The sequence below is a fragment of the Desulfovibrio legallii genome (assembly GCF_004309735.1).
GTDB lineage: Bacteria > Desulfobacterota > Desulfovibrionia > Desulfovibrionales > Desulfovibrionaceae > Desulfovibrio > Desulfovibrio legallii.
The window spans coordinates 92,928-107,767 of sequence record NZ_SIXC01000001.1; the positions used below are offsets into that span (position 1 = coordinate 92,928).

12 protein-coding genes are annotated in these 14,840 nt (G+C 63.6%); 10 read left to right on the forward strand and 2 right to left on the reverse strand.

Annotation, left to right across the window (positions count from 1 at the left end; genetic code table 11):
• Positions 1–104: 104 nt before the first annotated feature.
• Positions 105–1,163, reverse strand: a complete 1,059-nt coding sequence (locus EB812_RS00365) for an HD-GYP domain-containing protein (protein ID WP_118229016.1) — start codon at positions 1,161–1,163, stop codon at positions 105–107.
• Between the two features lie 3 nt (positions 1,164–1,166).
• Positions 1,167–2,585 (reverse strand): pyruvate kinase, encoded by a 1,419-nt coding sequence (pyk, locus tag EB812_RS00370; protein WP_118229015.1) that lies wholly within the window; start codon positions 2,583–2,585, stop codon positions 1,167–1,169.
• Between the two features lie 327 nt (positions 2,586–2,912).
• Here pyk and EB812_RS00375 point away from each other — a divergent pair, with 327 nt between their 5' ends.
• From EB812_RS00375 to murG, 10 genes are all read left to right on the forward strand, one after another.
• Entirely contained in the window at positions 2,913–3,359 is a 447-nt protein-coding gene (locus tag EB812_RS00375; RefSeq protein WP_118229014.1) for a division/cell wall cluster transcriptional repressor MraZ, read from the forward strand.
• 68 nt (positions 3,360–3,427) lie between these two features.
• A complete protein-coding gene (rsmH, locus tag EB812_RS00380; RefSeq protein WP_130957698.1) occupies positions 3,428–4,408 on the forward strand; it encodes a 16S rRNA (cytosine(1402)-N(4))-methyltransferase RsmH in 981 nt (326 codons plus the stop codon).
• A 74-nt stretch (positions 4,409–4,482) separates the two neighbouring features.
• Positions 4,483–4,707 carry a hypothetical protein gene (locus tag EB812_RS00385; protein WP_165450857.1) on the forward strand — a complete coding sequence of 75 codons (225 nt, stop codon included), beginning with the start codon at positions 4,483–4,485 and terminating at the stop codon, positions 4,705–4,707.
• Positions 4,708–4,777: 70 nt separating this feature from the next.
• A complete protein-coding gene (locus EB812_RS00390; RefSeq protein ID WP_130957699.1) occupies positions 4,778–6,901 on the forward strand; it encodes a penicillin-binding transpeptidase domain-containing protein in 2,124 nt (707 codons plus the stop codon).
• A gap of 287 nt (positions 6,902–7,188) precedes the next feature.
• A complete protein-coding gene (locus EB812_RS00395) occupies positions 7,189–8,634 on the forward strand; it encodes a UDP-N-acetylmuramoyl-L-alanyl-D-glutamate--2,6-diaminopimelate ligase (protein ID WP_118229010.1) in 1,446 nt (481 codons plus the stop codon).
• Positions 8,625–10,070: a UDP-N-acetylmuramoyl-tripeptide--D-alanyl-D-alanine ligase gene (locus EB812_RS00400; protein ID WP_242621142.1), complete on the forward strand. Its 1,446-nt coding sequence runs from the start codon at positions 8,625–8,627 to the stop codon at positions 10,068–10,070. Before EB812_RS00395 ends, EB812_RS00400 begins: the two co-directional genes overlap by 10 nt.
• Positions 10,071–10,163: 93 nt before the next feature.
• Positions 10,164–11,240 carry a phospho-N-acetylmuramoyl-pentapeptide-transferase gene (mraY, locus tag EB812_RS00405; RefSeq protein WP_118229009.1) on the forward strand — a complete coding sequence of 359 codons (1,077 nt, stop codon included), beginning with the start codon at positions 10,164–10,166 and terminating at the stop codon, positions 11,238–11,240.
• An 11-nt stretch (positions 11,241–11,251) separates the two neighbouring features.
• Positions 11,252–12,556 (forward strand): UDP-N-acetylmuramoyl-L-alanine--D-glutamate ligase, encoded by a 1,305-nt coding sequence (gene murD, locus EB812_RS00410; protein WP_118229008.1) that lies wholly within the window; start codon positions 11,252–11,254, stop codon positions 12,554–12,556.
• Positions 12,553–13,734, forward strand: coding sequence for a putative lipid II flippase FtsW (gene ftsW / locus EB812_RS00415; protein WP_118229007.1), 1,182 nt, complete (start codon positions 12,553–12,555; stop codon positions 13,732–13,734). Before murD ends, ftsW begins: the two co-directional genes overlap by 4 nt.
• Entirely contained in the window at positions 13,716–14,792 is a 1,077-nt protein-coding gene (murG, locus tag EB812_RS00420; protein WP_118229006.1) for an undecaprenyldiphospho-muramoylpentapeptide beta-N-acetylglucosaminyltransferase, read from the forward strand. The genes ftsW and murG overlap by 19 nt, the downstream gene beginning before the upstream one ends.
• Positions 14,793–14,840 lie beyond the last annotated feature (48 nt).

A 14,840-nucleotide genomic window follows, 5' to 3' on the forward strand; every position in this document is an offset into this window, starting at 1 on the left:
CCTCTCTCCGGCAGCTTTCCGCAAAGCAGCGTGGTACGATAAAAGCCAGGCGGCATCGGGCGCTACCCCGATGCCGCCTGGCTTTTATCTGAAAAAACGTTGGTTCAGACCGTAGCAGTTTCCGGGGCGTCCACTGCGGCGTCCATATCCGTCATGGGGCCGATGCCGCCGGTGGAAAAGGCCGTGAGCAGCAGATTGGTCATTTCCTGGTCATAGTGCTGGCTATCGGCGGCCAGCTCCTTGGCGGCGGCCAGCATTTCCTTGCCCTGGCCATAGGGACGGTCGCAGATCATGGCCGCAAAGGAATCCGCAATGGCCGTGATGCGCCCCACCCGGCTGATCTGCGCGCCCTTGAGGTGCTGCGGGTAGCCGGAGCCGTCCAGGCGTTCGTGGTGCTCAAAACAGGCCCGCACCAGCTCCTCAAAAGCTACGTCCATCTTTTGCATGAGCTTGATGCCCACCAGGGGGTGAGGCAGGATTTTTTCCCGCTCTTCCGCCTTGAGGGGACCGGTCTTGTTGAGCAGAAAGGCCGGTACCTTGAGCATGCCCACATCGTGCAACAGCAGGGCCAGGGCCATGCGGTCCAGGTCGCGGCGGCGGATTTCGCCCATGATCTGCAGCCAGAGCCAAAGCCCCACGATCATGGTGTTGATGGCGTGGCGCGGGGGCGAGTAGACGCGGAACAGTCGACGCATGAAGGTATTGCAGCGGTGGCGGTCGTTCCACAGGTATTCCGTCACCACCATGACGTCGCGGTACAAAGGTTCAAAAACCAGCTTGACCGGCTGTTCCGCAAAGTGCCCGTAGCGCAGGAGCAGGGCGCGGATGCAGATATCCGCTATTTCCCCTTCCTTGAGGTTCTGATCCTGCAGCACCAGGTCCAGCTGCTTGACAATATGGCGCGAGTAGATGGGGTGGTCGGACCGGGCCACAAACAGGTTGCCTTCGGCGCAAAGGGCGGCCACCTCGTCCACCTGCTCGTTGCTGAGCCGCACGCCCTTTTTGCAATAGGGGGCCAGCACGCCGATATCCTCGCGAAAGCTGAAAAGGTCTACAGGCGGTCGGTATTTGGGAAAGCTGGAAAGGATTTCGCCGCTGATCTGATAGTATTCTTCATTGATGTTCTGCGGTATGGCGCGGCTTTCCCTGACGTTTTGGCCCATAGGTCATTTCCAGTATATTTTCACAAGGTTGGTGCCGCGCGGCGTAGCGGAGGAGCCCTTGACCTGCCCGGCGGTGATGACGGCGCAATCGTTGGGGGCAAAGGTGGGGCTGTTGTGGATGAAATTTTCCGCCCGGATCAGGTGGCTGGGTTCTTCTTCGGGGTTTTTCACAAACACGGGTTCCACGCCCCAGACAAAGTTAAGGGCCTTGACTGTGACTGGGTCCGGGGTCAGGGCGTAGATCGGCTGTGAAGGCCGTCGGGCCGAAACCTGCCGGGCCGAACTGCCGGAGAGACTGTGCGAAACCAGGGCTTTGGCCCCGGCCTTGTCGGCCAGGAGGCAGGCGGAATAGGCCAGAAATTCCGGTATGCCCTTGTCCGCATCCGGTTCCTCCAGCTTGCGGTTGAGCAGCAGAAGGCATTCGGCTTCGTCGGTGATGCGGCGCATGTAACGTACTGTTTCTACTGGGAAATTGCCCATGGCCGTTTCTTCCGAAAGCATGACGCAGTCCGCGCCGTCCAACACGGCATTGGCCACGTCCGTGGTTTCCGCACGGGTGGGGGCGGGGCTGTTGACCATAGAAAGCAGCATCTGCGTGGCCACAATGACCGGCTTGGAAGCCTTGTTGCAAGCGCTGATAATGCGCTTTTGCAGGGCGGGCAGGTGGGGCAGGGGGCACTCTACCCCCAGGTCGCCGCGGGCCACCATGACCACATCCGTTTCGCGCAGAATGGCGTCCAGATTGTCCACGGCACTCTGCCGCTCCAGCTTGACCACCACAGGCACGCACTTGCCGGCGGCGGCAATAAGCTCCTTGGCCTCCCGCACGTCGTCGGCGGTCTGCACGTAGGAAACGGCCACGGCGTCCACGCCCAGTTTGAGGCCATCGGCCAAGTCTTTTTTGTCTTTTTCCGTCAGGGCGCGCACCTTGGTGGCCTTGCCGGGCAGGGCCAGCCCTTTGCGGGAGGTCACAAGCCCTGCGTTTTCCGCTTCCAGTTCCACCAGGCCGTCGGCGCGCCGTTCCCGCACCGCAAACTGCAGGCCGCCGTCGGCCAGCACCATGCGGTCGCCGGGTTCCAGACTTTCCAGAATGACGTCGTGGTCAAAAGGCAGATAGGGGGTTTCGGCTACCCGTTTGTCCGTGGGGCCCAGCAGCAGGCGCATGCCCTTGCTCACGCTGATGGTTTTTTCGGGCAGAAGGCCCAGGCGGATTTTGGGGCCGGAAAGATCCTGCATAATGGTGATGGGCCGCGCCAGCGTGCGCTCCACCGCACGGATGCGGTCAATAATGGCCACGAAGTCCGCCGCGCCGCCGTGGGAAAAATTGAGGCGGAACACGCTGACTCCGGCTTCGGCCAGAGCCAGAAGTTTTTCACTGCTGTTGGAGGCGGGGCCAATGGTGGCGACGATCTTGGTTTTCATGGTTTGTTCCCGAACATGCCTTGCTGAAGCCGCTTGGGCGGGCCATGCCATTGCCCCATAACATCTGTGCTGGCGGAGTCCCCAAGCCTTGGGCGTGGCGTGTTCTTTATGGTTAAACGCCACGGGACGGCATGCTGCATTCTGCCGGCTCTGTTCTGCATAAAACGTCCCGTTTACTGAACTGTTGCCGCTTTTACCGCCATTGTCAAGGTATTTAGCCTGCCGGGGCAAGCCGTCGGTATGGTGGCAAAGCCCGCTTGACACCCTCGGAGCCTTGGGGCATAAGTGGAAAAAAGTGGTAAAAAGTAGTAAAAAAGTGGTAAGACGGTGCACAAACTCTTCAAAAAAAGCCTTTCCCGCAGCCTGGACCCCAAGGGCCGGCTTATGCTCCCGCCGGAGTACAGGGAAGGACTTTGCGCCGAAGGCGGCAACGGCACCTTCTGGCTCACCGCTTTTTACGGTCGTCTGGTGGCCTACCTTCCGGAGGACTGGGAAGCCGTTACCACGCAGTTGAGCAGCATCGCCCTGCCGTCGCCCCGGCTGGCCCATTTCAAAACCAAGGTCATGGGCCTTGCGCAGGAACTGACGCCCGATGCCCAGGGCCGGGTGCGCATCCCCCAGGCGCTCATGCATGAAGTGGGGCTTGAGAAAGACGTCATGCTGGTGGGGATGCTCAGCAAGTTTGAAATCTGGGATCTGGCCCGCTTCAACGCCCTGAGTATTGAGGACGTTTCGGCCGAACTGGCCGCCAGCGGCCTGAACATCAGCCTGTAAACGCGGGCGGGGAGGGGGCCACGCTTCCCGCAGGCCCTGCAACCTCGCGTCGCTCACAGGATACGGTCATGCAAGAGTCTTTGTCGTCAGAGCAAAATCCGGCCCGGCACGTGCCGGTGCTGCCGACCCAGGTGCTGGAGGCTTTGGCCCCGCGCCCCGGCGGGCGGTATCTGGATGGCACTCTGGGCCTGGGCGGCCACGCTGCCGCCGTGCTTGCGGCGGCCCCTGCCGTGGAGCTCTGCGGTCTGGACCGTGACGCGGAAGCCCTGGAACTGGCCCGGCAGCGGCTGGCGCCCTTCGGCGACAGGGCGCATTTTTTTCACTGCCAGTATAGTGAATTTGCACAGGCTTTGGACCAACTGGGTTGGGACAGGATAGACGGCGCGCTGCTGGACATCGGCGTTTCGTCCCTGCAGCTGGATGAGCCCGAGCGGGGCTTCAGCTTCCACGGCGACGGGCCGCTGGACATGCGCATGGACCCGCAGCCGGGCTTGCCTTCGGCCTGGCACTGGGTCAACCGCGAAAGTTTCGCCCGCCTCAAGGAATGCATCGCCACCCTGGGTGAAGAACCCCAGGCCGGGCGTATTGCCCGCGTCATTGTGGAGGCCCGTCAGAAAGCCAGCATCGACACTACAGCCGAACTGGCTGCCCTGGTGGAAAAAGCCTATCCCGCCGCCTGGCGGGCCAGGGCCCGGCGGCACCCGGCCACCCGCACCTTTCAGGCCTTGCGTATGGCTGTCAACGACGAGTTGGGCGAACTGCGCCGCTTTCTGGATGGCATCCTTTCCCGGCTTTCTCTGGGCGGCAGGCTGGCTGTCATCACCTTCCATTCCCTGGAAGACCGTATGGTCAAACAGGCCATGCGCCACTGGGCCGAGGGCTGCCGGTGCCCCCGGCATGTGCCCGTCTGTGTTTGTCGACATGTGCCCGAAGTGCGTCTGTTGCATAAAAAGCCTCTCCAGGCCGATGCGGAGGAGCTGGCCCGTAACCCGCGCGCCAGCAGCGCCAAGCTGCGAGCTGTGGAAAAAATCGCCGAGGCCGTGTCGTGAAGCGGGCCGCAGCGGCGCGGCAAACCGGCGGCAGGGGTTGGCTGCTGGTTCTGGTGCTGGGGCTTTTATCCTGCATGATTATGGGACTGGTGCTGGTGTGGAGCAACATCGAGCGCATGGATACCACCTATTTCATCAACATCGCGCAGAATACCCAGCGTGAGCGCGAGGCCCTGCGGGCCAAGCTGGAAGTGGAGCGCGAACGCCTGCTTTCGCCCTATGAACTGCGTCGCCGGGCCGAAGAGTTCGGCATGCACGAACCCAAGCCGGGGCAGATCCGGCGGCTGGAGCTGCGCTGAGTCCCGGCCTTGTCCGGGCTAAAAGGTCTATTTTTCAGGACGCCCGCCGGGCGTCGGAGCAGGAACCGACATGTTCAAACTCAGATCCCGCAAAAACAACAGGTCAGAAGCCGACCAGCGCAAAAAGACCACTTCCCGGCCCAACCGTCACGTTACGTCCGAACGCGAACGCGCGTCCTGGGCGCGCAACGTGGACTGGGGCCGGGCCCGCATTCGCCTGGTGGTGGGCGTCTTCTGTCTGTTGTGGGTGGGGCTGTGGAGCCGGGCCTGGTACCTGCAGATGATTGAGGGGCCGCGCCTGGCGGAACGCGCCCGTCGGCAGCATATGGCTTCCGAACTGGTCACAGGCCGGCGGGGTATGATTTATGACCGCAACGGGCAGGTGCTGGCGCGCAGTGTAGAGGCCCGTTCAGTCTATGCCCGACCGCAGGACATTGAAGACTTTCAGGCCATGGCCATCAAACTGGGGCCCATCCTGGGGCAGGATCCGCAAAAGCTCTATGCGGAGCTGTCGCAGACCAAGCGCCGCTTTGTCTGGCTGCGCCGCAAGGTGGACGACTACACCGCCGAGGCCGTACGCAAGGCCAATATTCCCGGCATAGGCCTGAGCAAGGAATACGACCGTATCTATCCCTTCAAGCATATGGCCGGGCAGCTGCTGGGCTTTGTCGGCCTGGACGACAAGGGTCTGGAAGGTCTTGAACGCACGCTGGACGACCGCCTGGGCTGCGTGCCCACCAGGCAGATCGTGCAGCGCGACGCCATGGGCCGACGGTTTTATCTGCACGAAGAAGGGCAGAGTGAGCCCGTGGGGCAGGACGTGACCCTGACCATTGACGTGCAGATGCAGTTTATTGTGGAGGAAGCCGTGGCCCGCGCTGTGCGCGACTTTGACGCCCGCTGGGGCGGCGCGCTGGTGGTGGACGTGCCCTCAGGCGAGATTATGGCCTGGGCCCAGTACCCCTTTTTTAACCCCAACACCTATAAGGAAGCGAGTCCGCTCATCTACCGCAACCGCCTGGCGGCGGATGCTCTGGAACCGGGCTCAACCTTCAAACCCTTTGTCATGGCCGCGGCCCTGCAGGAGCACAAGGTCACCCCCAATACGCTCATTGACTGCGAAGGCGGCAAATGGGTGAATAAAAACTTCACCATCCGGGACACCTCTCGTCAGGGCATCCTGCCGGCCACCAAGGTGCTGCGCTATTCCTCCAATATTGGTATGGCAAAGATCGGCCTTTCCTTGGGTGCGCCAACTTTTTACAAGTATCTGCATGCATTGGGGTTTGGTCAGCACACGGGCGTGCCCGTGGCCGACAGCAGGGGCATTCTACGTCAGCCGCGAGACTGGAGTGAAGTGGACGTGCTGGCCACATCCTTTGGGCAGAGCATTTCCGTCACCGGGCTGCAGATGGCGCAGGCCTATCTGACTCTGCTCAACAACGGCGTATTCAAGCCCCTGCGTCTTACCCGCGACGACGGCGGGGTGGTGGAGGCGCACACGCGCGTCTATGCCGAAACCGCCGTGCGTCAGGTCATGCACATGATGCGCGATGTGGTGGAAGAAAAGGACGGTACGGGCAAGCGCGCCCGCGTGGACGGCCTGCTGGTGGCCGGAAAAACCGGCACGGCTCAGAAGGCCGACCACCGCTCCGGCACGTATGGCAGCAAGCGGCTGGCCTCCTTTGTGGGGTTTTTCCCGGCGGACAAGCCGCGCTACCTTATTCTGGTCATGGTGGACGAGCCCAGCCGCAACCAGTACGGCGGCGTAGTGGCTGCGCCGGTATTTAAGGAAATTGCTTCCCGCACCGTAACCTATACGGGCATGCTGGCCTCCACGTCGGCCGACGAAGCTGCCGATAAACCTAAGGCCGCCGCGGCTCAGGGCCGGGGCCGCAGCCTCAAACTTGCGGGCCTGGAGACGCCCTTCAGCCCTGCCGCGCGCAATGCCGTGCCTGCTCGGCCCGAAACGGGCATGCGTCTGCCTGGTCATCTGGCCAAGGCCGGCAGCCGCGTGCCGGACGTCATGGGCAAAACCGTGCGCAACGCCGTAGAGCTGTTTGCCCGCGCGGGCGTGGTGCCCGAACTCAAAGGCAGCGGCAGCCGTGTGGTCAAGCAGAGCCCCCTGCCGGGTACGGCCTGGCCCGAAGATGACCGTGGGGCGGAATATATCCTCTGGCTTTCAGAGCGGTAGATTTTGGAGTGTTGCGCGTTTTCCTGACGGCGCGGCAGCGCGCGGTTGTGGGTTGCCAGAGGCCGCGTCCGTCAGGTTTTTTCAGGGCAATTCCGTTTTGCAGCTGCCCTGACGGATCTGCGCAAGCGAGGTCTGCCACGGAGGCGGGCCACGCAGTTAAGCGCCGGAGTGGCTGCGTAAAATTTTGAGAATGCGCATTCTCAAAAGTATAGTGCTGTTGGAGCGGGCCGCCTCCACCGCAGTTGCGGGCGCGGGATCGGCTGCGGTTACAAAGGAGAAAAACGGGTATGGAACGGGATTTTGCGGCCTTGCTGGAACAGTGCCGACGCGGCGGCGTGGAAGTGCGCGCGGATTCGCGTCAGGTCGGGCCCGGAGACGTCTTCGTGGCCGTGCCCGGCGCGAGCGAGGACGGCGCGCGTTTTATTTCCGCAGCCGTGGCGGCGGGCGCGGCTACTGTGGTCTGCCGGCCCGATGCGGCCGCTGCCGTATCCGGGGGCTGCGCTGTGGTGGCCCATCCTGACCCGCGCGAGGCCCTTTGGCGGTTGGCTCAGGCCCGCTGGCACACCGATGCGCTGGCGCTGAAGATCCTGGGCGTCACCGGCACCAATGGCAAGACCACCTGCGCCTATCTGCTGGAACGGCTGTTCAGCGAAGCCGGGCACAAAGTGGGCGTTATGGGCACCGTTAACTACCGCTGGCCCGGCCACACGGAACCAGCCCCGCTGACTACGCCCGACCCCCTGCATGTGCACGCCATGCTGGCGCAGATGGCCGCTGCCGGGGCGGACGTGGCTGTGATGGAGGCCTCCTCCCACGCCATAGAGCAGCAGCGCGTGGACGGCGTGCCTTTTGCCGGGGCCATTTTTACCAACCTGACCCAGGATCATCTGGACTACCACAGGGACATGGAGAGCTACTTTAAGGCCAAGGCCCGGCTTTTCCTTGAATTACCCCGTGCGGACAAGGCTGTGGCCGTCAATGCTGACGACCCCTGGGGACGGCGGTTGCTGGAGCTATGTCCCGACGCGCTTTCTTTTGGCCTGCAGAAGGGCGGGCCGCAGCGGCGGCATCTGTGGGGAGAGCTGCTCTCCGCCGGCACTGACGGCTGTCATCTGCGCATGCGCCTGGGCAAGCACGCCTGGGAGCTGCATTCGCCGCTGGTGGGGGCTTTCAACGCCTCCAACCTGTTGGCCGTACAGGCCCTGGCCCTGGATATGGGGCTGGAACCGGAGACCTTTACGGCCTTGGAACATTTTACGGGCGTCTGCGGTCGGCTGGAGCGCGTGCCCAATCCCCAAGGGCTGCACGTCTTTGTGGACTATGCCCACACGCCGGATGCGCTGGTCAACGTGCTCAAGGCTCTGCGCGAGGCGGGCTTTGCGCGCATTGTCACTGTGTTCGGCTGCGGCGGCAACCGCGACCGCACCAAGCGGCCGCTTATGGGCGAGGCCGTGGCCCGCTGGTCCGACGTGGCTGTGCTGACGTCGGACAATCCGCGCTTTGAGGAGCCGGAAGCCATTCTTGCCGACGTGCTGCCCGGTCTGAAAACCGCCCGGCAAGTGCTGGTGGAGGTGGACCGGCGCACGGCCACGGCCAGGGCGCTGGACCTGCTGGGCAAGGACGACGCCTTGCTTATTGCAGGTAAAGGGCATGAGGATTATCAGATCGTCAAGGGAATAAAGCACCACTACAGTGACCAGGAAGTGGTGCGGGAGTTGCTGCATTGCGCCTGAGTTACGCGGAAATAGCAGTCCATCTGGGCTTGCCCGGCAGCAGGGACGACCGTCTGCTGACCACTGCAGTGACGGACAGCCGCGAGGCCTGCCCCGGCGCACTCTTTGTCTGCGTGCCCGGCAGCCGCGTGGATGGCCACGATTTTGCCGCAGCGGCCGTGGAGCGGGGCGCAGGCGCGGTGCTGGCGCAGCGGCCTTTGCCGCCTGTGGGCGCGCCTGTGCTGCTGGTGCCGGATACGGTGACGGCCCTGGGGCGCATTGCCGCGCTGTGGCGTTCCAAAACCCGGGCCAGGGTAGTGGGCATCACGGGCACGGCGGGCAAAACCACGCTCAAGGAAGTGCTGGCGCAGGTGTTGGCCGTGCGCGGTCAGACGGCCCGCAACGCCCTGAACCACAACAACCAGATCGGCATGCCCCGCGCCATGCTGGCCACGGACGGGCAGGAAGATTTTTGGGTGCTGGAGGCGGGCATCAGCCACGCCGGCGACATGGATGCTCTGGGCTCGGTGCTGCGTCCTGATCTGGGGCTGGTTCTCAACGCGGGCGCGGGCCATACGGAGGGCCTGGGCGCAAAGGGCGTGGCCTGGCACAAGGCGCGCCTGCTGCATTATCTGGCTTCCGGAGGCTTGGGCCTTATTTGCGCCGACTATCCCGATCTGGTGCGCGAAGCCGGCGCATACGACGCGGACGTGCGTCTGTTCAGCGCCACAGGACGACGCGCGGACTTCGCGGCCGCCTATCTGGGCCCGGCGCCTCTTTCAGGCGCAGCGGTTGCGGACGGCGCGGAGAATCCGCCGCCAATCGTGGAACAGGGGCTTTTTCGGGTGCGGCTTGAAGGGGTAACGTTCACGCTGGCCGCGCCCTTTCGCGGGGCCTACGGCGCGGAAAACGTGGCTGCCGTGGCCGCAGCAGCGCACGTGCTGGGGCTGAGCATGGAGGAAATCGCCCAGGGCTTGGGGCGGGCCGTGTTGCCCGCACAACGCCTGGCCCGCCAGCGCCTGGCAGGCTGGCTGCTGCTGGACGATACCTACAACGCCAACCCCTTGTCTATGCAGCGCATGCTGGAAGCGGCCGCCGGACAGGCTGTGGGTGCGCCCCTGGTGGCGGTGTTGGGCGAAATGCTGGAACTGGGCGCACAGGCCGCGCCCTGCCATGAAGTCCTGGGGCGGCAACTGGCTGCTCTGGGCCCGGCGGCCGTGTTCTGGAAGGGAGGACAGGCAGAGGCCGTGCACGCGGGCCTGCAGCGGGGCGGTTATGGTGGCCCTTGGCTGCCCGTGGCGGACGCGGCGGATTTTGCGACAACCTGGGAAAAAACGGCGGGCCGGCTGCCCGGCGGCGTCGTATTGTTCAAGGGTTCGCGCGGCAACCGGCTGGAGCTGTTGCTGGCGGCCTTGCGGGAGCGGCTTGGGCGGTCGGAGGCCGCGCGGCCGGAATAGTGAGCGTAGCGGCCTCGGCAAACGTTTGCTCCTGAGAACGGGCGTTTCTCAGTTCTGGCAACGCTCTGGGGCAAACCAACGGAACGGACAGGCATGTTTTATAATTTTTTGGTGCCCTTTTCTGCGGACTACACCTTCCTCAACGTGTTCCGCTACATCAGTTTCCGTTCCATGGCCGCGCTCATCACGGCCCTGGTCTTCTCCATTCTGGTGGGGCCGCGCTTTATTGCCTGGCTCCGGCGGGTCAAGTGCGGGCAGTATATCCTTGAGGATGTGGCGGCCCACGCTTCCAAAGCGGGCACGCCCACTATGGGCGGCCTGCTCATGCTGGCGAGTCTTGCGCTCAGCCTGCTGTTCTGGGCCGATCTCTCCAACGCCTACGTCTGGCAGGCCTTCCTGGTCTTTGTGGGCTTTGGGGCCGTGGGCTTCTGGGATGATATGACCAAGCTCCGCCACCACGAAAACCGGGGCATTTCCGGCAAGGCCAAGATGGCCGGGCAACTGGTGGTGGCCTGCGCAGCCATGCTGTTGCTCTATGCCAATCCGGACTACAGCAGCAAGCTCACGGTACCGTTTTTCAAGGAAGTGACCGTGGACCTGGGCTGGATGTACCTGCCCTTCGGCATTTTTGTCATGGTGGCCGCATCCAACGCCGTGAATCTTACGGACGGGCTGGACGGACTGGCCATCGGACCTTCCATCGTAGCCTGCCTGGTTTTCTCCATTTTCATTTACATCACGGGCAACGCGCGCTTTTCCAGTTATCTGCTGGTGCCCTACATGCCGGGCGTGGGTGAGGTGACCGTGTTCTGCGCCGCACTGGTGGGCGCGGGGCTGGGTTTTTTATGGTTCAACGCCTATCCCGCCCAGGTTTTTATGGGCGACGTGGGCTCGCTTTCCATGGGTGGGGTGCTGGGCTATCTGGCCCTGCTCTGCAAGCAGGAACTGGTGCTGGCGGTGGTGGGCGGTTTGTTTGTGGCCGAGACTCTTTCGGTCATCCTGCAGGTGAGTTACTTTCGCTGGACAGGCGGCAAGCGCATCTTTCGCATGGCGCCGCTGCACCACCATTTTGAACTCAAGGGCGTGCCGGAATCAAAAATCATCATCCGCTTCTGGATTACGTCCATCCTGTTGGGGCTCATGGCTCTTTCAGTCCTGAAACTGCGCTGAGGAGACGGCTTATGGCGTTGGAAAAAGCACGGGGCAGACGCATCAATGCCGGAGAACTGGCAGTGGTGGTGGGCGCGGGCCGGTCCGGCCTGGCGGCGGCGCGGCTGTTGCGACGCGAAGGCGCGCGCGTGCGGCTTCTGGACAGCAACCCCAAGGCCTTCGCGGGCCGGGAAGCCCTGGCCGAAGATCTGCGCGCCCTGGGCGTGGAGCTGCTCTTGGGCGAGCACAAGCCGGAGATGTTCGCTCAGGCGGCTTTTGTGGTGCCCAGCCCCGGCATGCCCGCCGTGCGCCTACAGGGACTGGTGGATACGGAGACTTCTGAAATTCTGGCCGAAATGGAACTGGCCTGGCGCTGCCTGAGCGACGAGCCCGTACTGGCCGTTACCGGCACCAGCGGCAAAACCACCACGGCTTCCCTGGCGGCGGCCATGCTGCACGAGCAAGGCTATGCGGTCTTTCTGGGCGGCAATATCGGCACGCCCCTTTCGGAATATGTGCTGGCCGGAACCAGGGCCGACGTGCTGGTGCTGGAGGTATCCAGCTTTCAGCTTCAGACCTGCACGACGTTCTGCCCCCGGGCGGGCATCCTGCTCAACATTACGCCCAATCATCTGGACTACCATAAGGATATGGAAGAATACATTACGGCCAAGTTCCGCCTGTTCCGCTGTCAGGACGAGGGCGATCTGGCCGTGCTGGGGGCGGACCTGCGCCCCCTGGCCGAACGTTATGCGCTCAAGGCCCGCACGGTTTTTGTGGACGCCACGGAGCGCTTTCCCCACAGTCGGCTCATGGGGCGGCACAACCGCATCAACGAGGAGGCGGCCTGGCAGGCCTGCCGACTGTTCGGCGTGCGCGAAGAGAGCGCGGCCCGCGCCGTGGCCCGCTTTGCGCCGCTGCCGCACCGCCTGGAGCGGGTGCGCGAACTGCGTGGCGTGCTGTATGTCAATGATTCCAAATGCACCACGGTATCGGCCCTGCAAGTGGCGCTGGAGGCTTTTGACCGGCCTGTGCGCCTGCTTTGCGGCGGCAAGTTCAAAGGCGGCGATTTGGCGGCCCTCTCCGCGCTGGTGCGGGAAAAAGTCAAAGAAGTTGTGCTGTTCGGCGCAAGTCGTGAGCATTTTGAAAAGGCCTGGCAAGGGGTCGTGCCCCTGAGCTGGCACCCGACCCTGGAGCCGGCCGTGCGCTTTGCGAGCGCCGACGCGCAGCCGGGCGAGGTGGTGCTGCTGGCCCCGGCCACATCCAGTTATGATCTTTACCGCAACTATGAAGAGCGCGGCGACGATTTTAAACGTCTGGTGGGGTTGTTGGCATGAAAAACGTCTTTACGGCCAAAACCGTAAAAAAATCGGGTGAGAGCCCTCTGGCACGCGCCATGAATGGGGCGACGAACGCAGCGCCCTTTGACTGGTGGCTGTTCGCTCTCATGCTGGTTATTCTGGCCATTGGTCTGGTCATGGTACTTTCGGCCAGCGGCATTGTGGCCGAACAGGTCAACGGCGACAAATACTATTTTTTCAAGCGTCAGATCTTCTTTGCCCTGGCGGGCGGGGCGGCCCTCTGGGGCGCGGCCCTTATGCCGCGGCAGTGGCTTTACCATCTGCAGTATCCCGCACTTTTTGTGGCGTTATTGCTCCTGCTGGTGACGCTCTCGCCGCTGACCCCGGCCATCAACGGCGCCAAGCGCTGGATTCCGCTGGGGCCTGTTTCCGTGCAGCCCATGGAATTCGTCAAAATTGCTTTGGCCCTGTATCTGGCCTACTTCATGAGCTCCAAGCAGGATCTGATCAAGACCTTCAGCCGGGGCGTCATCCCGCCCTTTGCGGTCACAGGCCTGTTCTGTTTTCTGCTGCTGCTCCAGCCGGACTTCGGCAGCGCCGTGGTGTTGGCCTGCCTGCTTTTCTTTATGTGTGTGGCGGGTGGCACCCGCTTTATCTACCTGTTCTTTTCCGTAGCCCTGGCCTGCGCGGGCGCCATGGCCCTGGCCATTTCCTCCCCCTATCGGCTGCGGCGGCTGCTGGCCTTTCTCGATCCTTTTCAGGACGCCCACAATACGGGCTACCAGTTGGTGCAGTCCTTGCTGGCCATCGGTTCCGGCAGCTTCTTCGGCGTGGGGGTGGGGGCCAGCAAGCAGAAGATGTTCTATCTGCCGGAGGCCCACAACGACTTTATCATGGCCGTGCTGGCTGAAGAACTGGGCTTTGTGGGCGTGAGCGTAGTCATGATTCTGTTCGCCCTCTTGTTCTGGCGCTGCTACAAAATCATCATGGGCCAGCAGAATCTGCGCGACCGCTTCACCGCTTTCGGCATTACCACCATTCTGGTCATGGGCGCGGTGCTCAATCTGGCCGTGGTCATGGGCGTGGCCCCGCCCAAGGGCGTGCCCATGCCGCTCATGAGCTACGGCGGCAGTAACCTGGTGGCCACCATGCTTTGTGTGGGGCTGCTCATGAACTTTTCAAGGACGGCGGAACCGTGGACAGCATCCTCCTGACCACCGGCGGCACCGGCGGGCACATCTTTCCGGCTCTGGCCGTGGCGGAAGAACTGCGGCGGCGCAACCCGGACGTGCGGCTGCTCTTTGTGGGTTCGCAGTACGGCCCGGAAGAGCGTCTGGCCCGTCTGGCGGACGTGCCTTTTGCGGGTCTGCCCGTGCGCGGATTCCTGGGGCGCGGGCTGCGGGCCGTGGGCGCGGCCGGTCGCATGACGCTGGCCGTGGGCAAAGCGCTCAAGCTGGTGCGGCGGTTTGACCCCCAGGCCGTGGCAGGTTTTGGCGGCTACGCGGCCTTTGCGCCCATGCTGGCCGCGCGGCTGCTGGGCGTGCCCGGTCTGCTGCACGAACAGAACGCCGTAGCCGGCATGAGCAACCGCCTGCTGGCCCGCCTGGCGCGCAAGGTCTGCCTTTCCCTGCCCAATACGGAAGGTTTTGACCCGAAAAAATGCGTGCTCACCGGCAACCCCGTGCGGGCCGCTGTGAGCGCCGTGGGCGGACTTTCTCGCGAGCGGCGCACGCGTCGCCTGCTGGTTATGGGCGGTTCGCAGGGCGCGCACGCCCTCAACGCCTTTATGGTGGAGCACCTGGCCGCCTTTCGCGGTGGGGGGGTGGAAATCCGCCATCAGACCGGCGAGGCCGACGCGGGCTGGGTGCGCGCGGCTTATGTGGCTGCGGGCTACGCGCCGGAAAGCGTGGCGGCTTTTATTGACGACATGGCCGCAGCCTATGCCTGGGCCGATGTGGCGCTGTGCCGGGCCGGAGCCAGCACCGTGGCTGAACTCTGCGCCGCTGGTCTGCCTGCAGTGCTGGTGCCCTTTCCCCACGCCATCCACGACCACCAGACCCGCAACGCCACGGTGCTGGCCCGCTGCGGCGCGGCGGAACTGGTGCCCGAAAGCCGTATGGTGGTGCAGCACATGGACGAAACCTTGCTGCGCCTGCTGAGCATGCCCGGCGAACGCGCCCCCATGGCCGCTGCGGCTCTTGCCGCAGCCCGCCCGGACGCCGCCGCACGGGTGGCTGATATCTTGGAAACCATCGTTAAAACCCGCGCCTGAGCGCCGTGCAATATGCCGAACCCCGATGAGGCAGCTTTAACCGCCCAA

Bases quoted from the DNA above. Each gene is read 5' to 3' on its own strand.
- EB812_RS00365 (WP_118229016.1), bottom strand. From the start codon at position 1,163: ATGGGCCAAAACGTCAGGGAAAGCCGCGCCATACCGCAGAACATCAAT.
- pyk (WP_118229015.1), bottom strand. From the start codon at position 2,585: ATGAAAACCAAGATCGTCGCCACCATTGGCCCCGCCTCCAACAGCAGT.
- rsmH (WP_130957698.1), top strand. From the start codon at position 3,428: ATGCAAGAGTCTTTGTCGTCAGAGCAAAATCCGGCCCGGCACGTGCCG.
- EB812_RS00385 (WP_165450857.1), top strand. From the start codon at position 4,483: ATGATTATGGGACTGGTGCTGGTGTGGAGCAACATCGAGCGCATGGAT.
- EB812_RS00390 (WP_130957699.1), top strand. From the start codon at position 4,778: ATGTTCAAACTCAGATCCCGCAAAAACAACAGGTCAGAAGCCGACCAG.
- EB812_RS00395 (WP_118229010.1), top strand. From the start codon at position 7,189: ATGGAACGGGATTTTGCGGCCTTGCTGGAACAGTGCCGACGCGGCGGC.
- mraY (WP_118229009.1), top strand. From the start codon at position 10,164: ATGTTTTATAATTTTTTGGTGCCCTTTTCTGCGGACTACACCTTCCTC.
- murD (WP_118229008.1), top strand. From the start codon at position 11,252: ATGGCGTTGGAAAAAGCACGGGGCAGACGCATCAATGCCGGAGAACTG.
- ftsW (WP_118229007.1), top strand. From the start codon at position 12,553: ATGAAAAACGTCTTTACGGCCAAAACCGTAAAAAAATCGGGTGAGAGC.